Genomic DNA, 18,116 nt, shown 5'->3' with positions numbered 1-18,116 from the left:
CCCTGAAAGGAGGAAAAACTCCATGCAAAATAAAACCAATATCTTCAAATGGCTCTCCCTCATCTTCTGCGCCGCCTGTGTGGCGCTGATGCTCGCTTTTGTTTACGACCGGCAGACCAGCACCGCCGTCTGGGGCATCGTGGCCTTTTTGTGGGCGGTTTTGTTCCACTTCTTTTATAAGTCCAATAAGAAAAAGGCGGAGGATCCTGTGCTCGGTCCAAAAGGGCGCAGAAGATAAGAACGCGCACAAAAATAGGCCCGCTGGGGAAATTCCCCAGCGGGCCTATTTTTCATGCCAAATGAAAAAAGCGGACAAAACTGTCCGCTTTCATCGTCTTTTGGAGTAGCACACCGCAAAGACTTATTTGAATTTGCGTTTGCGTGCTGCCTCTGACTTCTTTTTCCGTTTGACAGAAGGCTTCTCGTAATGCTCTCTTTTGCGGACCTCCGCTAATACGCCAGCTCTGGCGCACTGTCTTTTAAAACGTCTCAGAGCGCTGTCAAGAGATTCATTATCTTTAATGCGAATTTCAGCCATTTACTCATTCCCTCCCTCCGCCACGCGACAGGAGTTTTTTACACAAAGTGTAACAACATTTATTATACAATAACATAGTTGCCTATGTCAAGTAATATCTCTCGGTTCTGATTTGGTCAGATTCCACAATTTTATTTGGCCACGATGTTGACAAGTTTTCCGGGCACATAAATTTCCTTGACGATCTGCTTGCCGGAAAGGAGCGGGGCGACGGCCGGGTCCGCTTTGGCCTGGACCAGGACGCTGTCCTTGTCGATGTCGGCGGGTACGGTGATTCTCGCGCGGATTTTTCCGCAGATCTGCACCGCGATTTCAATGGTGCTCTCCTTGCACTTGTCCTCGTCGTAGGAAACCCACTGGGCCTCATTCACCATGCCGCCCATCTGCTGGGCCTCCCAAATTTCCTCGCTGATGTGGGGCGCGAAGGGGTTTAAGAGGATAAGCAGAGTCTTATATTCGCCGCGGGTGATGGAGCCGGTGGCGGAAATATCGTTGAGCAGGCTCATCATGGCCGCGATGGCGGTGTTAAACTTGAGGGCCTCGATGTCCTCGCTCACCTTCTTGATGGTCTGATGGAACGCGGTCTCCAGCTCCTTGCGGTAGCCTTCGCCGGGGATGACGTTCTCCTGCAGCGCCCAGATGCGGTCTAAGAAGCGCTTGCAGCCCTTGATGGAGCTGGAGCTCCAGGGCGCGGCCTTCTCGAAGTCGCCGATGAACATTTCGTAGAGGCGCATGGTGTCCGCGCCGTACTCCCCGACAATTTCGTCGGGATTGACCACGTTGCCTCTGGATTTACTCATCTTCTCGCCGTTTTCGCCCAGAATCATGCCGTGGCTGGTCCGCTTCTGATAGGGCTCGGGTTTACTGAGGATGCCCAGGTCGTAGAGGAACTTGCTCCAGAACCGGGAGTAGAGCAGGTGGAGGGTGGTGTGCTCCATGCCGCCGTTATACCAGTCCACCGGCATCCAGTAATCCAGCGCCTCCTTGGAGGCCAGCGCCTCGTCGTTGTGGGGGTCGCAGTAGCGCAGGAAGTACCAGGAGGAACCCGCCCACTGGGGCATGGTGTCCGTCTCCCGCTTGGCCGGTCCGCCGCAATGGGGGCAGGTGGTGTTCACCCACTCGTCCATGGCCGCCAGCGGCGATTCGCCGTCGCCGGTGGGTTCGTAGGACTCCACCTCGGGCAGGCGCAAAGGCAGTTCGGACTCGGGCAGGGGCACCCAGCCGCACTTCTCGCAGTAGACCAGCGGAATCGGCTCGCCCCAGTAGCGCTGACGGGAGAAGACCCAGTCGCGCAGCTTGTAATTGACCTTCGGATGGCCCTTGCCGGTCTCCGAGAGCCAGTCTTTAATCTTTTCTTTGGCTTCCTCCACGCTCAGACCGTCTAAAAAGTCGGAGTTGACCATGACGCCGGTCTCGCAGTCGGTGAAGGCTTCCTTCTCCACGTCGCCGCCCCTCACCACCTCGATGATGGGCAGGTTAAACTTCTTGGCGAACTCCCAGTCCCGGGTGTCGTGGGCCGGAACCGCCATGATGGCGCCGGTGCCGTAGGTCATCAGGACATAGTCGGAAACGAAGATGGGGATTTCCTTCCCATTGACGGGATTGACGCCGCAGACCCCGTCGATTTTGACGCCGGTCTTCTCCTTGACCACCTCGGTGCGCTCAAAGTCGGACTTTTTGGCCGCCTCCGCCTGATAGGCGCGGATGTCGTCCATGTTATGAATCCGGTCGGCCCACTGCGCTAAGTACGGATGCTCCGGGGAAATGACCATGTAGGTGGCGCCGAACAGGGTATCCGGGCGGGTGGTGTAAACTTTTAAAACGTCGCCGGCGGTGGTACCGAAGTCCACCTCCGCGCCGGTGGAGCGTCCAATCCAGTTTTTCTGGCTGATCTTGATCTTGTCCATGTAGTCGACCAAATCCAGGTCGTCGATGAGGCGCTGGGCGTACTCGGTGATTTTGAGCATCCACTGGCTCTTGACCTTGCGGATGACTTCCCCGCCGCACCGCTCGCAGACGCCGCCGACCACCTCTTCGTTGGCCAGCACCACCTTACAGGAGGTGCACCAGTTGACGGCCATCTCTTTTTTGTAGGCCAGTCCCTTTTTAAACAGCTGGATGAAAATCCACTGGGTCCATTTGTAATAGTCAGGGTCGGTGGTGTTGATTTCCCGGTTCCAGTCAAAGGAGAGGCCCAGGCTCTTGAGCTGCTGCTTAAAACGGGCCACATTGTTTTTGGTTACAATCTCCGGATGGATGTGGTTTTTGATGGCAAAATTCTCGGTGGGCAGGCCAAAGGCGTCCCATCCCATGGGATAGAGCACGTTATAGCCCTGTAAGCGGCGCTTTCTGGCCACGATGTCCAGCGCCGTATAGGAGCGGGGATGCCCCACGTGCAGTCCCTGGCCCGAAGGATAGGGAAACTCCACCAGCGCATAAAACTTCGGCTTCGTGTAGTCGTTTTTCGCCGCAAACGTATTATTTTTGTCCCAGATGTCCTGCCATTTTTTCTCTATACCGGCAAAATCATATTTCAACCTTGTCAACCCCTTTATAAATTTACGCAGGTCAGGTGTTCCAGCTCACGCCGGAACACCTGTCTTTTCCATAAAACAAAGCTATCCCGTCACCACGTCGGACAGATCCACCGGCTCGCCGTCGGCCCACAGCCGCTCCAAGGAGTAAAACTCCCGCTGGTCGCCGCAGAAGACATGGACCATCACGTCGTAGTAATCGAGCACCACCCAGGTGGAACTTTGATAGCCGTCGGTTTTATTGGGCTCGAGACCCATTTGAGAAAGCTGATACTCCACCTCGTCGGCCAGCGCCTTGACCTGGGTGGTGCTGGTGCCGGTGGCGATGATGAAATAGTCGGCGATGATGGACAGGTCTTTAATTTTGATGGCCTTGATGTCCACCGCCTTTTTATCGTCGAGAATCTTTGCTACTTTTTTAGTCAGTGCTAAAGGCTCCATGCGCTACCTCCTTGTGCTGCCCATCGCTAGGCCTTCCACCAGGGCGTGCCGCCGCTGTTATCATCCTGGCCGCTGGGCTCCTCTTCCTCCGTATAACCTCCGGTGCTCTCCGATGGGTCGTCGGACTGATTGTCCGTCCCATTGCCGCCTCCACCGTTATTGTAGCTTTGCTGCTTTTCCACTTTCGGAATCTCTAATTCGCTTGCCGGGACCTTGTCGGTGTAGTCGCGAAAATGCTCGTTGAGGATGTCGGCGACTCCCTCCACGTCCACCGCGTAAACCGCATAGCCGTTGTGCATGAGTCCCTCGCCGGGCACCACATAAAAGTCGATGTCATCGGAGTTGAGGTCAAAGCCCACGCCGGCGTAGGCGAGAATTTCGGATACGGACATATCAGTGGTGATATTGTTCATGTTCTGGGTCAGGATGCCAGTCATGGCCATCCTACCCTTTTCCTTGACCGCGTCCATCAGCCCCTTTAAGAAGAGCTTCTGCGCTCCCACACGGCCGATATCGGCGTTGGCGTAACCGGCCCGGTAGCGGACAAACCACTCCGCCTTCTCCCCGTCCAGGACCTGTTCGCCCGGATAGAGGACCTTGCCCGGCAGGTAGTTGATCTGCTGGGGGATGTCCACCTTGACTCCGCCCATGGAGTCCACGATATCCCGAAAACCCGGGATGGTGACGGTGACATAGTGGTCGATGGGAAGCTTATACTGCTGATTAATAATTTCAATGAGGGCGCCGATCTTGGTCTGGCCGTCCTTGGGGTGGCCGTACCGGGTGTTAATCTTGCCCGAGATATATTCGTCACCGATGTAGGAGTCCCGGGGAATTTGAAGCACCTGGGCCTGCTTGTTCTCGATGTCAAAGCTCACCAGCATGATGACGTCGGTGAGAATCTCGCTCTCATCCAGGCCGCACACCAGGATGTTGACGCTCTTTTCCTTAATTTCGGCGCTGTTTTCCAGCGGCTTAGAGGTGCTCTCCGACGGGTCCGCCGTGGTGGCCGGTTTCTGCTCTAAAGGGCGGTAGTTTTTGAGCAGGGCTACCGCGCCGACGGCCAAAATACAAAGCACGGCAAGAATGGAGATGACCACAATGGTCTTTTTCTTGCCGGATGATTTCTTTTTCCTGAGATCGTTCAATTTGATTCCTCCCGTTTTGCGACACAAAGCTCGTTGTATGCCATGATGGTGTCATAGGGAATGGGCAGTCCCTTCTTTGCAAGACTGGATACGGAAAATTTCAGCGAGTCCAAAAGCGCTTCATCCAGGTTCTTGTTGACCTTTTTTCTCATTGCATCGACATCTTTGTAGCTCCGGTCGGCGGACGTCATATCCGCCATATAGATGATTTTTTCCAGATGGGTCATCCCCGCCCGGCCGGTGGTGTGATAGCGCACCGCCAGAAGGATGTCCTCATCCGCGATCTGAAGCTCTTCTTTGATGAAGGCGCTGGCCGCGAACCCATGCCAGATGGGAGGTGAAGCCAGTTGAATGCTGTCAAAAATTATACCAGACTTTTTTATCCAATGCAACTGGTCGGAAAGGGGGGTGTTTTTTAAAATATCGTGCAATATGCCCGCAATATAGGCCTTTTGCTCGTCTCCTCCGTACTTTTTCACCAAACGAACCGCCTCTTTTGCCACACATAGGCTGTGGTGGTAACGGTAGTCGTCAAGCATTGTTTTCGCAAGTTTTACATATTGTTCATTTTCCGCTTTGAGCCCCATGCCCATACAGCCCCCTCTCCCGGATATAGTCTTCCACGGCGCCGTCAAGATAACCGCTGACATCGTCTCCCGCCTGGATGCGGGCTCTGAGCTCGGTGGAAGAAATGTCCACCACATTAAGATCCAGCACCACGCAGCGGCCCCCCTCTTCCCGCAGACGGCGGGCGCACGCCGCAAGCTCTTCCTGCTGGCGGTTTTTGCGGGCCGCAGCGCACAGCGTTGCCTCCTGCAAAATATCGCGATAACGGTACCAAGTGGTAAAGGAGAGGAACATGTCGCTGCCCATGATGAGATAAAGCGCGGCGTCGGGATAGCGCTCCCGCAGCCTTTGGATGGTGAGATAAGTGTAGCTTTTTTCCTTTCGCTCCACCTCAATGGCGCTGACGAAAAAATGTGGGTCGTTCCGGGCCGCGATCCGGCACATTTCCAGCCGCTCCTCCCCGGAAATGAGGCCTTGCGGCGCCTTGTGGACCGGGACCTGGGTGGGGATGATGAGGACGCTGTCCAGGTGCAGGTGCTCAAAAAAGGCCCTAGCAATATGAATATGCCCCCGATGGATGGGATTAAACGTCCCGCCAAAAATGCCGATCTTTCGCAAACGTTTTTCCTCCTCATTGCCTGTGGCCCAACTGAATTTTTGCGATATGCCGTTTTGCTGCGCGCGTGAAACGTCCCATGCGCCGGAACGCTTCGCGCTCCCGCGCTCTTTGGTGTCCCGGTGCTCCGCCGCGGCCCCTTGCCCGATAGGCGCAAAGGCGTCCTGGTTCCGGTCTCAGGGCGGTGATCTCAGGAAGCAGCCGCCCTTTTGGCCGCTGGAGCCGCTGCTTTCCCTCTTCGCACCCCTTGCCCAAATGTCGAAGGCCCGCCCAAGGCCGCTCCAGCTCCGGTCTGTGATATTTGCGGCGGCCGTCTCAGGAAATAACCGCCGCTATTGGCCTCAAAGGCCTCCCATAGGGCCTTGCCCTTTGACGGAAAGCCGGGCCATCAGCGGGACAAATGGATCTCGGCTATTTGAGCTCGATGACCGGTTTTTTCTCGTTGCGCTTATAAAGGATGAACCGGGTGCCGATGACCTGCACCACTTCCGATTTGGTGAGCTCCGCCAGAGTCTGGGCCGCCTCTCTGGCGTCCATAGGGGCGGTTTCCAGCACCCGCATTTTGATGATCTCCCGGGCTTTGAGGGCGTCGGACACCTGGGTCACCAGATTTTCCTCGATGCCGCCCTTGCCCACCTGCAAAATAGTGTCGATGGAGTTGGCGATTCCTTTGAGCTTTGCTCTTTGTTTGCTTGTAATCAATGGATGGCTCCTTTTCGTATTTGTTGTCCCGCCAAAAATAGGCGGGCTATTTTTCTTCCATCAGCCGGCCAAATGCCTCGAGAAACAGCCGCAGCGCCTTTCCCCGGTGGCTAATGGCATCCTTTTCTTCTGCGGAAAGCTGGGCGAAGCTCTTTTCTCCCACCATAAAGATGGGGTCGTAGCCAAAGCCGCCGTCCCCCCGCTTTGTAAAGCCGATGCTCCCCTCGCACTCGCCCCGGGTGGTGAGGCTCTTTTCCTCCCCCCACACGTAGCAGATGGCCGAAACAAACCGGGCCGAGCGTTCCCCTACTCCCTGCATGTTCGCCAGGAGCTTTTGGATGTTTTCATCGTCGGTGGCGTGCTCCCCGGCGTAGCGGGCGGTATAGACCCCCGGCGCGCCGTCCAGGGCGTCCACCACGAGGCCCGAATCGTCGGCGATGGCGGGAAGCCCGGTGGCGGCAAACACCGCCTGGGCCTTGAGAAGTGCGTTTTCCTCAAAGGTGGTTCCGGTTTCTTCCACGTCCAGTTGAACGCCCGCCTGGGACTGGGAGAGGACCTCCACCCCGTAGGGGGAAAGAATCCGTTTGAATTCCTTGAGCTTTCCCGGATTGCCGGTGGCGATGACCACTTTCATCGTACTTCCTCCCCATCGAACAGCGCGTCCACAAAGCCTTTGGCGTCAAAGGGCTGGAGATCGTCGATCTGCTCGCCCACGCCGATATATTTGATGGGGATGCCCAGATCGTCCTTGATGGAGATGACCACGCCGCCCCGGGCCGTGCCGTCGAGCTTGGTGAGCACGATGCCGGTGAGCCCCGCGGCCTCTTTGAACTGGCGGGCCTGGTTGACGGCGTTTTGCCCGGTGGTGGCGTCGAGGACAAGGAGCACTTCCATGTCGTTGTCCCCGATTTCCCGCTGGATGACCCGGGAGATTTTGGACAGCTCGTCCATCAGGTTCTTTTTGTTGTGCAGCCGTCCGGCGGTGTCGCAGATGACCACGTCCACGCCCCGTGCCTTGGCCGCCTGCATCCCGTCGAAGACCACAGCGGCGGGGTCAGCCCCCTCGCCGTGCTTGATAATGTCCACACCGGCCCGGTCGGCCCAGATCTGCAGCTGGTCGATGGCCGCCGCGCGGAAGGTGTCCGCCGCCACCATCAGCACCCGCTTGCCCGACGCCTTCAGATCCGCCGCCATCTTGCCGATGGTGGTGGTCTTGCCCACGCCGTTGACCCCGATGACCAAGATCACCGACGGCTTGGAGGAGAGGTTGAGTTCCTCCCCGCCCTCCATAAGCTCGGTGATGATCTCCTTGAGAGCCTCCTTGACCTTTGCCGCATCGGTGATTTTCTCGCGTTTGACCTTCTCCCGCAGCCGGGAACAGATCTTCTCAGAGGTGTGGACCCCTACGTCGCCCATGACCAGCAGCTCCTCGAGTTCCTCAAAGAGCTCCTCGTCCACCTTGGTAAAGGAGCTGAACATCTGGTCCATCTGGCGGATGACCGAATCCTTTGTTTTTTTCAGCCCCTTGCTGATCTTTTCAAAAAAGCCCATGGCAGTTCTTTCCTTTCCTCAACAGGATAAAAATTTAGGTGTTCGCCTTCATCCCCAGCTTGTTCTCGATCTCGCTGACGTCGATGGAGAGCAGCTTCGAGACGCCCTCCTCCTGCATGGTCACCCCGTAGAGCACGTCGGCTTCCTCCATGGTGCCCCGGCGATGGGTGATGAGGATAAACTGGGTCTTGTCGCAGATGCCCCGCAGATATCCCGCGTATTTGGCCACGTTGACGTCGTCGAGCGCCGCCTCGATCTCATCGAGGACGCAAAAGGGCGACGGCCGGACCTTTAGGATGGCAAAATAGATGGCGATGGCCACAAAGGCCTGTTCGCCGCCGGAGAGGGCGGCTAGATTCTTAATGATTTTGCCCGGCGGCTGGACAAATATGTCGATGCCGCACTCGAGTACGTCGCTTTCGTCGGTGAGGGAGAGGCTTGCCTTGCCCCCGCCGAAAAGCTCCACAAAAATTCGGGAAAAGTTGCGGTTAATTTCCTGGAAGCTCTGGAGAAACTGGCGCTTCATGTCCTCGGTGAGCCCGTCGATGAGCCGGATGAGCTCCTCTCTCGAGCGCTCCACGTCGGTGATCTGCGCCTTCATGAACTGATAGCGCTCGCTGACTTCCTTGTATTCTTCAATAGCCCCCACGTTGACCGAGCCCAGGGCCTTGATTCTCGATTTGATTTCATGCAGCCGCTTTTGCCCGGCGGCCTTGTCAATTTCCTTCGCTTGTGCCTGGGCCTCCGAGCGGGTGAGCTCGTATTCGTCCCAGAGTTTCGCAATGATGGCGTCGTATTCGCTTTGCAGCGACGTCCCCCGCTCTTTGAGCCGGATGAGCTCTCCGGCGTGGTTTTCCCGTTCCACCGAAAGCTCTCTGACCTGGGTGCGCATCCGGGTCGATTCCATCTCGGACGCCTGGCGCTGCTTGGTGTGCTCCAAAACCTGGGCTTCCAGCGCGGCGATCTGCTCCTGCATCCCGGCGCATCCGGTTTCGATGGCGGCGATTTCCCCGCGGATCGCTTCGATGGCCGCTTGTTTTGCGGCGATCTGCTCCCGGCTTGCGTTCCGGCGCTCCTCCTGGTCGTCGAAGCGCTGCTGCATTTGGGAAAGGGTCTGCTCGAGCATCTGGATGTCCTTTTCCTCCCCTAAGATGTGCAGGCGCATTTCCCCGAGCTTTCCCGACAGAGCCGCCCGGCGCTCTTCCAGTGCTTTCATTTGGGAGGAGGTGGCCTCCTGTCGCTTTTCCAGGCCGTCGATCTGCTCTTTTTGCTCAGTTCGTTTGACAGCGAGCTCCCCGAGCCTTTGTTCCAGCGCCTCGATGGACGCGCCTAAGTCGCTGCCGTCCCCGTCGAGGGCGGCGAGCTCTGCTGTGAGCTGATCCCGGCGGCTTTCTAAGGCAATGAGCTGGGATTCCATCCGGATTTTGTCTTCGCCCCGGGTGATGATTTCGCTGTTGACCCCCGTCAGCATGGCCCGCAGCTCCTCCACCGCCTGCCGGTAGCGGTCGAGCTGCTCCTCCACCGGTCCAAATTCCTTTTCCAGGGCTTCGGCCTGCCGTGTGAGGGTATGTATCTCGTTTTTGCGGCTGAGGATGCCGATATTTTTCCCCACCGAACCGCCGGTCATGGAGCCGCCGGTGTTGACCATCTGGCCGTCCAGGGTGACGATGCGGAAGCGGTGTCCGTAGCTGCGGGCCATGCGCACCGCGTCGTCCAGGTCCTCCACCACCACAATGCGCCCGAGCAGGTTGTCCACAATCCCCTGATAGCGGCTGTCGCACTCCACAAGGTCGGCCGCCAGCGCCACAAAGCCGCCGCAGCTTTCGAGCCCCTGCTCTTTGAGACGGCTGCCCTTGATGGCGCTCAACGGATAGAAGGTGGTCCGGCCCGCCTTCTGCTCCTTGAGCAGGGCGATGGCCCGCTTGGCCACATTCTCATTTTCCACGATGATATTTTGTAGGCTTCCGCCCAGCACCGTCTCCACCGCCACGGCGTAATCGCTGTCCACGCTGATGACGCTGGACACCGGTCCCACCACGCCGGAGAGCTGGCCGCCGCGCGCCCGGTTCATGACGAACTTGACGCTGTAAGCGAAGCCCTCCATGTTCTTTTCCAAATCTTCCAGCAGCCGAATCCTGGCGGTCAAATCCCGGTGCCGGTTCTTTTTCTGCTCCAATTTGGCCGTTTCGCTTTCGAGCTTGCCGGTCCTGGATTGGAGCTTATATTCATAGCCCGCCACCGCGTTTTTAAGCGAAGCAATCTCCTCGGTGATGCCGGCGAGGACGCCTTCGCAGTCCTCCCGCTGGGCCTTTGTAGCGGAAAGCTCCCGCTCCTTGGCTTGCCGGACCAGCGCCGCGTTTTGCAGCCGGGCCTTGTGCTCCTCCAGGGTGGACTTGCCCGACGCCTCCTCCAATTCCAGGCGGGAGAGGTCCCGATAGGCCTGTCCCACGTCGCCGGAAAGGGCCGCCATGGTCTGTTCCAAGTTCTCCTGCTCCCCGTCGAGGGCGGTGAGCTCCTGGGTCTTCGCGGCAAATTCCCGCTCGCTTTCCTCCAGCGCGGCCTTCTTTTCCTCGATGCGCCCGGCCATGGCCGCCCGCTCGGAAAGGGCGCTTTCGCTGTCCCGCTCGGAAAGGGCGATGCTCTCCTTGAGGGAGGCGATGTCGGAAACGTGGTGGGCGATGTCGTTTTCCTTGACCGCGATCTGGGAGCGCTCCTCCCCAATCTGCGTTTGCAGCCGCTGCATCTGGGCCTTCTCCCCGTCGATCTGGACGAGGAGCTGCTGGGCCGCGGTGAAGAGGGATTCCACCTGGGCTTCCAGCGCGTCGATCTGGCGCTGGACGTCGTCGTAGTGGCCCTGGGCGATGAGGATTTTTTCGTCCTGGGCCCTCATGTTGGACGAGAGGCTTCTGAGCTGTAAGTCCCACAGGCTGATTTCAATTTCCCGCTTTTCCTCCGAGAGACGCAGAAACTCCTGGGCCTTTTGGGACTGGATTTCCAGCGGCCCGATTCTCCCCTCCAGTTCCGAGAGGATGTCTCTGAGCCGCAGCAGGTTTTCATAGGCCAAATCCAGCTGTTTCTGGGCCTCCGCCTTGCGGTAGCGGTATTTGGAGATACCGGCCGCTTCCTCGAAGATCTCCCGGCGCTGGGTGCTCTTGGAAGAGATGATCTCGGCGATCTTACCCTGCCCGATGATGGAGTAGCCGTCCCGGCCGAGCCCCGTGTCCATGAACATCTCGTGGATGTCCTTGAGCCGGACATGGTTGCCGTTGATGCGGTACTCGCTCTCGCCGCTGCGGTAGAGCTTGCGGGTCACGGTGACCTCGTCGCAGTCCATGTCGATGCGCCGCTCGCTGTTGTCGATGGTGATGGAGACCTGGGCGAAGCCCTGGGGCTTGCGCATCTGGGTGCCGCCGAAGATGACGTCCTCCATCTTGGCCCCCCGCAAATTCTTGGTGGACTGCTCGCCCATGACCCAGCGGATGGCGTCGCTGATGTTGCTCTTGCCGCTGCCGTTGGGGCCCACCACTGCGGTCAGGCCCTTGTTGAAGGTGAGTTTAATTTTGTCGGGAAAGGATTTAAATCCATGCAGCTCCAATGATTTTAAATGCAACCGATCACTTCCCCTCTCACCATCTGTTCCACTTCCACCCCGTAAAGGGGAAGGCCCGCCCGCTCGCAGATCTTGACGCGGTAGCCCTGTTCCTCCAGCTTGCGCAGATTCTCCCGCTTTTGCCCCGCCATCTTCGAGGCGCTTCCCGGGGACACATAGAACACAACATCGCCGCCGAAGATCTTCTGGCGTCCCAGCGCCTCGGCCGCATTGTTGTAGTATATCCGTCCCTCGCACAGTTCCCGGAACGCCGGATGGTAAAACCCGGCCAATATCTTTTCTTCCAGCTCCGGGGAGGCGTGGAGCCCCAGCCGGATGACCGGAATGCCCCGTCCCTCAAAGAGTAAGAGCATCTGGGCGCAGTATTCCACCACCCGCTCAAATCCAGGCAGACGGTAGATGCCCCGAGCGTAGAGTTCTCCCAGTTTTGTCCCCTCGAGGACCACCACCGGATAAATCCGCACCGCGTCCGGGGAGAGCGCCGCCAGCTTCTTGGCCGTCTCGAAGGCGCCCTGGGGCGTGTCGCCATAGAGCCCCACCATCATTTGCAACCCCAGGGAGAAGCCCCGGGCCTTGATGCGCCGGGACGCGTCGGCCACGTCGGCGGCCGTGTGGCCCCGCTCGTTTAACAGGAGCACCCGGTCTTCCATGGACTGGGCCCCCAGCTCGATGGCGGTGACCCCGTAGGACGAAAGCAGGGAGAGCATTTCCTCCCCCACCGCGTCGGGGCGGGTGGAAATGCGGATGCCGCCAAATCCGCCCTTCCCCACAAAGGGTTGGGCCGCTTCCAAAAGAGAAACCATATAGTCCCGCTCGATGGCGGTAAAGCTGCCGCCAAAAAAGGCGATCTCGCTCGTTTTCGCGTTTTCCCCCAAATCGGAAAGCGCCCCCTGGCAGATGCGGCGGACCTCCTGTGGGGTGGGCGCGTGTTCCTCCCCCGAGATGGCCCGCTGGTCGCAAAAGCTGCACCGGTGGGGGCAGCCCGCGTGGGGGACGAAGATGGACACATTGGCGTGCCTCATTCCCCCATCAGCTCCAATGCTTCTTTGGCCGCCATCTGCTCGGCGTCCTTTTTGCTGCGCCCCTCGCCCTTGCCGATGACGTTGGAGTTGAGATGTACCTCCACCACGAAGTGCTTGTCGTGGTCGGGCCCGCTCTCCTGCACCAACACATAGGAGAGCTGTTCCTCCTTGTTCTGCTGGATGATCTCCTGCAAGGTGGTCTTATAGTCCTTAAAGAAGACTTTCTTTTCCTTTTCCACCTGCTTTTTCACAAAGCCGAGGATGAAGCGCTTGGCGTGCTCCATCCCGCCGTCCAGATAGATGGCGGCGATGAGGGCCTCGAAGGCGTCGGCCAGGATGGAGGGCCGTTCCCGGCCGCCCATGAGCTCCTCCCCCCGGCCCAGATAGAGATACTGGCCAAGACCGATCATATGGGCGAATTCACACAGGCTTTTTTCACACACCAGGGACGCCCGCAGCTTGGTCAGCTCCCCCTCGGGCAGGTGGGAGTAGTGCTTAAACAGGTAGTCGGAGACCACGATGGAGAGCACCGCGTCCCCCAAAAACTCCTGCCGCTCGTTGCTGACCGCCCCCTTCTTCACCTCGTTGACATAGGAGGTGTGGGAGAGGGCAATTTGTAGGTATTTGGCATTTTCAAAAGAATATCCAATGACTTTTTCCAGTTCTTTTTCTTTCATATCGTCTGATAACCTTTCGCTTGGCATCGCTGCCGAATCTGGCCGTCTTTCCGGCCCCAAAGGAAGGAAGCGCTACTGCGCCGTCCGCTTGAGCTCCTCCAAGGACCGCTCGATCTCCCCGATGACGTCGTGTTCCACGAAATCCCGGGCCTGGCGAATGGCGTTTTTGAAGGCGTTGGCGTTGGAGCTGCCGTGGGCCTTGATGACGGGTTTGGCGATGCCCATGAGCGGCGCGCCGCCGTGTTCGGTGTAGTCCATCTTCTTTTTTAACTCCATCAGTCCCCCCTTGATGCTGGCCGCGGCCAGCTTGGTCAGGGTGTTCTTATAGAGGATGTTCTTGATATTGCCCATCATGGCCGAGGCCAGCCCCTCGGTGAGCTTTAAGACGATGTTGCCGGAAAATCCGTCGCAAACCACCACCTCGCAGTCCCCCATGGGCACGTCCCGGGGCTCGATGTTGCCGGTAAAGTTGACCGGCGCGCTTTTTAACAGGGCAAAAGCTTCCTTTTGCAGGACGGTGCCCTTGGTTTCCTCGGCGCCCACGTTGAGCAGCCCCACCCGGGGGGAATTGACCTTGACGATCTTATTCATATAGGCGCTGCCCATGATGCCGAACTGCAAGAGCATCTCGGGGCGGCATTCTAAGTTGGCGCCGGCGTCCATGAGCATATAGCAGCCGGTGTTGGAGGGGATGATGGGGGCCAGCGCCGCCCGTTTGATGCCTTTGATGCGCTTGACAAGCAAGGAGGAACCCACCACCAGCGCGCCGGTGGACCCGGCGCTGACAAAGGCGTCGCCCTCGCCCTGGGCGAGCAGGCTGAGGCCCTTGACAAGGGAGGAATCCCCGTGGTTTTTGATGACGGCGGCGGGGTCGTCCTCCACCATCACCACATCCGGGGCGTGGACGATCTCCATCCCCGTGAGCGTTACGCCGTTTTCCTCCGCTGTTTTTTTGATGATCTCCTCATCGCCGGTCAGCACAACCGTCAGATGATACTCCTGCACCGCCATGGCGCAGCCTTTGAGCACTTCCAGCGGCGCGTTGTCCCCGCCGAAAGCGTCCACAATAATTTTCATGTTCGCTCCATTTCTCCGTGCGGTTGGATCTTGACGCCTGTTTTCGCCGCACACGGGGACGAAAACAGGCTGTGGGTTTTCTAAAAGGCATAGAGGCCGCCGCAGGACACCCGAAACCGATGGCCGCGCCCCGCGAAAAAGCACAAGTCCGGCGGAGCGGACGGTCCAAATCCGCGGGCGCGCCGCCTTACCCCGGCAGGTCGCCCCGGCGCTCTTTTAGGGCGGCGTCGAGGCTCCCCAGCGCCCGCTCGGACACCTGGGCGTAGCGCTTGACCTTGTCCCGCTCCCGTTTGAGCGGCGGAGGCAAAAGCCCCATATTGGCGCCCATGGGCTGGAAGTCCTTGACGCTCCCGTCGCTGATGTAGCGGGAGAGCGCGCCGGTCATGGTGTCAAAGGGCAGGGTAAGCGGCTCCTTCCCCGTAAGCGTCAGAGCCATGTTGACCCCGGCGAGCAGGCCCGACGCGGCCGACTCCATATACCCCTCCACGCCGGTCATCTGTCCGGCAAAGAAGATGCGCGGCTCTTTTTTCAGACGGAAATACTGGTCGAGGAGCCGGGGAGAATCGAGGAAGGTGTTGCGGTGCATGACCCCATAGCGGACAAACTCGGCGTTTTCGAGCCCTGGGATCATGGAAAAGACTCGCTTTTGCTCCCCGAACAAGAGGTTGGTCTGAAAGCCCACCAGGTTATAGAGGCTCCCCGCCGCGTTCTCCCGTCTGAGCTGCACCACCGCCCAGGGGCGGTGTCCCGTCCTCGGGTCCCGCAGCCCCACCGGTTTGAGAGGGCCGAAGCGCAGGGTGTCGGGCCCCCGCTTTGCTAACACCTCCACCGGCATGCACCCCTCGTAGACCTTGAGCCCTTCCTTTTCGAAGGCTTTGAGCTGCACCGACTGGGCGTGGACGAGAGCCTCGTAAAAGGCCACGTATTCCTCCTTGGAAAAGGGACAGTTGATATAATCGTCGTCCCCCCGTCCATACCGGGCGGCAAAGAAACAGCGCTCTTTGTCGAGGCTTTCGGCTGTGACGATGGGGGCCGCCGCGTCGAAAAAGCTCAGGTACTCCTCCCCCAGTTTTTTCCGGATGGCGTCGGAGAGGGCGTCGGAGGTCAAGGGCCCGGTGGCCACGATGACCGGTCCTTCGGGGATAGCGGTCAGTTCTTCCTCCACAACTTCAATATGGCCCTCCCGCCGGATTTTATCCGTCACCAGGTCCGAAAATGCCTCCCGGTCCACCGCCAGCGCCCCGCCCGCCGCCACCGCGCACGCCTTGGCGCAGGGCACGAGCAGGGAACCGAGACGGCTCATTTCCTCTTTGAGGAGCCCCGCGGCCGATTCCAGCCGCATGGCTTTGAGTGAATTGGAGCAGATGAGCTCCGCCATGCCGGGATAGTGGTGGGCGGGGGTGTACTTTTTGGGCTTCATCTCATAGAGGGTGACTTCGATTCCAAAGCGGGCGAGCTGCCAGGCGGCTTCACACCCGGCGAGCCCCGCGCCGATGACTGTCACCCGCATCAGTCCTTGAGCCCCCGCTCATAGTCGCAGTTTTCGTTGCCGCAGTAGATTTTTCCGTTTTTGCCCCGCTTTTTAAACAAGGATGCGTCGCATTTGGGGCACTTCTCCGCCAGCGGTTCGTCCCAAGTCATAAAGGAACACTTGGGGTTATTTTCACAGCCGAAGTAAGACTTGCCGTTTTTCGATTTCTTGGCCAGCACCTTGCCCTTACAAATCGGGCAGACGCCCGGGGTTTCCTGGACGATTTTCTTGGTGTTGCGGCATTCGGGGAAGCCGGGGCAGGCCAGGAACTTGCCGTACCGGCCGTTTTTGATCACCATCTTGCGTCCGCACAGCTCGCAGACCACGTCGGTCTCCTCGTCGGGGACCTTAATCTTGGTGCCGTCCAGGGTCTTTTCCGCAGCCTCTAAGGTCTTGGCGAAGTCCTTATAGAAGTGGTCCAGGGTCTTGACCCAGTTGGCCTTGCCCAATTCCACCCGGTCCAAGTCCTTCTCCATCTTGGCGGTGAAGGCCACGTCCACAATGTTGGCAAAGTTTTCGCTGAGGACCTTGGTGGTGATCTCCCCCAGGGCGGTGGGTTTCAGCTGCTTTGCTTCCCGCTCGATATACCCGCGGGTGAGGATGGTAGAGATGGTGGGCGCGTAGGTGCTCGGCCGCCCGATCTCGTTTTCCTCCAGCGCCTTGATGATGGACGCCTCGGTGTAGCGTGGCGGCGGCTGGGTGAAGTGCTGGGAGCCGTCGAGGGATTTGACCTTGAGCGGGTCGCCCACGGTCAGCGGCGGCAGGACACCGCTCTCCTCGCTGTCCTCGCTACCGTCCTTGCTCTCCTCATAGAGCACCGTGAAGCCGTCGAACTTCACCGAATAACCGGATGACTTAAAGGTGTAGTTATTGGCGCTGATGTCCGCCGAAACGGTGTCCAAGAGGGCGTTTGCCATCTGGCTGGCGATGAAGCGCTCCCAGATGAGCTTATAGAGTTTAAATTGGTCGGAAGTCAGGCTCCCCTTGACCCGGTCCGGCGTCAGGGCGGGCATAGAGGGCCGAATGGCCTCATGGGCGTCCTGGGCGCTACTTTTGGTCTTGAAGACCCGGCGGGTCTGGGGCAGGTACTGCTTGCCGTATTTTTCCACGATAAAGGCCTCGGACTCGGCTCTGGCCTCGTCGGAGATGCGCAGGGAGTCGGTTCTCATGTAGGTGATGAGACCCGTCGGGCCCATCCCCTCCACATCCACGCCTTCGTAGAGCTCCTGGGCCGCCTTCATGGTCCGTCTGGCCTGGAAGCCCAGCCTCCGGGAAGCCTCCTGCTGGAGGGTGGAGGTGATAAAGGGAGGCGCCGGGGTCTTTTTCCGCACGCCCTTTTTGACGTTGGCCACGATAAACGGGGCGTCTTTGAGATCAGCCAGGATGGCGTTTGCCTGCTCCTCGTTTTTGATCTCCACCTTTTCCCCGTCTTTGGAGTGAAGCTTGGACGCGAAGACCTTCCGGGAGCCCTTGGCGGTGAGCTTGGCGTCGATGCTCCAATACTCCTCCGCCTTAAACGCGCGGATTTCCTCCTCCCGGTCCACGATCATCCGCACCGCCACCGACTGGACGCGCCCGCCGGACAGGCCGCTCTTGATCTTCTTCCAGAGGAAGGGGGAGATCTTGTAGCCCACAATCCGGTCGAGAATCCGGCGGGCCTGCTGGGCGTCCACCAAGTCCTGGTCGATCTTGCGCGGATGGTCCATCCCCGACTGGACGCCGGATTTGGTGATCTCGTTGAAGGTCACCCGGTTCTGGTCGTCGGTGGGGATTTTTAACAGATGAGCCAGATGCCAGGAGATGGCCTCTCCCTCGCGGTCGGGGTCGGTGGCCAGATAGATCTGGTCGCTCTTTTTGGCTTTGGCTTTTAAGTTGCGGATGATTTCCTCTTTGCCCTTGATGGCGATGTAATGGGGTTCAAAATTGTTGTCCACATCCACGCCGAGGCGGCTTTTGGGCAAGTCCCGAATATGTCCCATGGACGCGATGACATCGAAATCCTTGCCCAAATACTTTTGTATGGTCTTCGCCTTGGCCGGCGACTCCACAATCACTAAATTCGACATGAATACCTCCAGATTGCTAAACTTTAAAAGAGGGGC

General features: G+C 58.7%; 16 protein-coding genes. 1 reads left to right on the top strand and 15 read right to left on the bottom strand.

Going from position 1 to position 18,116, the window contains the following annotated elements:
• Positions 1-22 precede the first annotated feature (22 nt).
• The gene (locus H8709_RS00285; protein ID WP_262396375.1) at positions 23-238 is read left to right on the top strand and encodes a hypothetical protein; all 216 of its coding nucleotides are present in this window, start codon (positions 23-25) and stop codon (positions 236-238) included.
• 123 nt (positions 239-361) lie between these two features.
• Here the strand turns inward: H8709_RS00285 and rpsU are convergent, their stop codons facing one another.
• The 15 genes from rpsU to topA form a co-directional block, all read right to left on the bottom strand.
• Complete coding sequence (rpsU, locus tag H8709_RS00280) at positions 362-538, bottom strand: 30S ribosomal protein S21 (RefSeq protein WP_054331035.1); 177 nt, start codon at positions 536-538, stop codon at positions 362-364.
• A gap of 131 nt (positions 539-669) precedes the next feature.
• Entirely contained in the window at positions 670-3,075 is a 2,406-nt protein-coding gene (leuS, locus tag H8709_RS00275) for a leucine--tRNA ligase (protein WP_262396374.1), read from the bottom strand.
• Positions 3,076-3,156: 81 nt separating this feature from the next.
• Positions 3,157-3,513, bottom strand: coding sequence for a ribosome silencing factor (gene rsfS, locus H8709_RS00270; protein ID WP_262396373.1), 357 nt, complete (start codon positions 3,511-3,513; stop codon positions 3,157-3,159).
• A gap of 26 nt (positions 3,514-3,539) precedes the next feature.
• The gene (locus tag H8709_RS00265; RefSeq protein ID WP_262396372.1) at positions 3,540-4,661 is read right to left on the bottom strand and encodes an LCP family protein; all 1,122 of its coding nucleotides are present in this window, start codon (positions 4,659-4,661) and stop codon (positions 3,540-3,542) included.
• A complete protein-coding gene (yqeK, locus tag H8709_RS00260; RefSeq protein WP_262396371.1) occupies positions 4,658-5,200 on the bottom strand; it encodes a bis(5'-nucleosyl)-tetraphosphatase (symmetrical) YqeK in 543 nt (180 codons plus the stop codon). The genes H8709_RS00265 and yqeK overlap by 4 nt, the downstream gene beginning before the upstream one ends.
• A gap of 25 nt (positions 5,201-5,225) precedes the next feature.
• Positions 5,226-5,846, bottom strand: coding sequence for a nicotinate-nucleotide adenylyltransferase (nadD, locus tag H8709_RS00255; RefSeq protein WP_262396370.1), 621 nt, complete (start codon positions 5,844-5,846; stop codon positions 5,226-5,228).
• 409 nt (positions 5,847-6,255) lie between these two features.
• Positions 6,256-6,546, bottom strand: coding sequence for a YhbY family RNA-binding protein (locus H8709_RS00250; RefSeq protein ID WP_262396369.1), 291 nt, complete (start codon positions 6,544-6,546; stop codon positions 6,256-6,258).
• A 46-nt stretch (positions 6,547-6,592) separates the two neighbouring features.
• A complete protein-coding gene (locus H8709_RS00245; RefSeq protein WP_262396368.1) occupies positions 6,593-7,180 on the bottom strand; it encodes an XTP/dITP diphosphatase in 588 nt (195 codons plus the stop codon).
• Entirely contained in the window at positions 7,177-8,097 is a 921-nt protein-coding gene (gene ftsY / locus H8709_RS00240) for a signal recognition particle-docking protein FtsY (RefSeq protein ID WP_262396367.1), read from the bottom strand. Before ftsY ends, H8709_RS00245 begins: the two co-directional genes overlap by 4 nt.
• A 34-nt stretch (positions 8,098-8,131) precedes the next feature.
• Positions 8,132-11,707: a chromosome segregation protein SMC gene (gene smc, locus H8709_RS00235; protein ID WP_262396366.1), complete on the bottom strand. Its 3,576-nt coding sequence runs from the start codon at positions 11,705-11,707 to the stop codon at positions 8,132-8,134.
• Entirely contained in the window at positions 11,698-12,729 is a 1,032-nt protein-coding gene (locus H8709_RS00230; RefSeq protein WP_262396365.1) for an elongator complex protein 3, read from the bottom strand. The genes smc and H8709_RS00230 overlap by 10 nt, the downstream gene beginning before the upstream one ends.
• Positions 12,726-13,406, bottom strand: coding sequence for a ribonuclease III (gene rnc, locus H8709_RS00225; RefSeq protein ID WP_262396364.1), 681 nt, complete (start codon positions 13,404-13,406; stop codon positions 12,726-12,728). The genes H8709_RS00230 and rnc overlap by 4 nt, the downstream gene beginning before the upstream one ends.
• Before the next feature lie 72 nt (positions 13,407-13,478).
• On the bottom strand, positions 13,479-14,483 hold the full coding sequence (gene plsX / locus H8709_RS00220; protein ID WP_262396363.1) for a phosphate acyltransferase PlsX: 1,005 nt from the start codon (positions 14,481-14,483) through the stop codon (positions 13,479-13,481).
• 187 nt (positions 14,484-14,670) lie between these two features.
• Positions 14,671-15,993, bottom strand: coding sequence for a methylenetetrahydrofolate--tRNA-(uracil(54)-C(5))-methyltransferase (FADH(2)-oxidizing) TrmFO (gene trmFO, locus H8709_RS00215; protein WP_262396362.1), 1,323 nt, complete (start codon positions 15,991-15,993; stop codon positions 14,671-14,673).
• Positions 15,993-18,080 carry a type I DNA topoisomerase gene (gene topA, locus H8709_RS00210; RefSeq protein ID WP_262396361.1) on the bottom strand — a complete coding sequence of 696 codons (2,088 nt, stop codon included), beginning with the start codon at positions 18,078-18,080 and terminating at the stop codon, positions 15,993-15,995. The genes trmFO and topA overlap by 1 nt, the downstream gene beginning before the upstream one ends.
• Positions 18,081-18,116 lie beyond the last annotated feature (36 nt).

Source organism: Zongyangia hominis (assembly GCF_014385095.1).
GTDB classification, from domain to species: domain Bacteria; phylum Bacillota; class Clostridia; order Oscillospirales; family Ruminococcaceae; genus Zongyangia; species Zongyangia hominis.
The sequence above is the reverse complement of the archived record's forward strand: the minus strand, read 5'-3'. Positions and strand labels throughout refer to the sequence as shown.

Bases quoted from the DNA above. Each gene is read 5' to 3' on its own strand.
- H8709_RS00285 (WP_262396375.1), top strand. From the start codon at position 23: ATGCAAAATAAAACCAATATCTTCAAATGGCTCTCCCTCATCTTCTGC.
- rpsU (WP_054331035.1), bottom strand. From the start codon at position 538: ATGGCTGAAATTCGCATTAAAGATAATGAATCTCTTGACAGCGCTCTG.
- rsfS (WP_262396373.1), bottom strand. From the start codon at position 3,513: ATGGAGCCTTTAGCACTGACTAAAAAAGTAGCAAAGATTCTCGACGAT.
- yqeK (WP_262396371.1), bottom strand. From the start codon at position 5,200: ATGCTTGACGACTACCGTTACCACCACAGCCTATGTGTGGCAAAAGAG.
- H8709_RS00245 (WP_262396368.1), bottom strand. From the start codon at position 7,180: ATGAAAGTGGTCATCGCCACCGGCAATCCGGGAAAGCTCAAGGAATTC.
- ftsY (WP_262396367.1), bottom strand. From the start codon at position 8,097: ATGGGCTTTTTTGAAAAGATCAGCAAGGGGCTGAAAAAAACAAAGGAT.
- H8709_RS00230 (WP_262396365.1), bottom strand. From the start codon at position 12,729: ATGAGGCACGCCAATGTGTCCATCTTCGTCCCCCACGCGGGCTGCCCC.
- rnc (WP_262396364.1), bottom strand. From the start codon at position 13,406: ATGAAAGAAAAAGAACTGGAAAAAGTCATTGGATATTCTTTTGAAAAT.
- plsX (WP_262396363.1), bottom strand. From the start codon at position 14,483: ATGAAAATTATTGTGGACGCTTTCGGCGGGGACAACGCGCCGCTGGAA.
- trmFO (WP_262396362.1), bottom strand. From the start codon at position 15,993: ATGCGGGTGACAGTCATCGGCGCGGGGCTCGCCGGGTGTGAAGCCGCC.
- topA (WP_262396361.1), bottom strand. From the start codon at position 18,080: ATGTCGAATTTAGTGATTGTGGAGTCGCCGGCCAAGGCGAAGACCATA.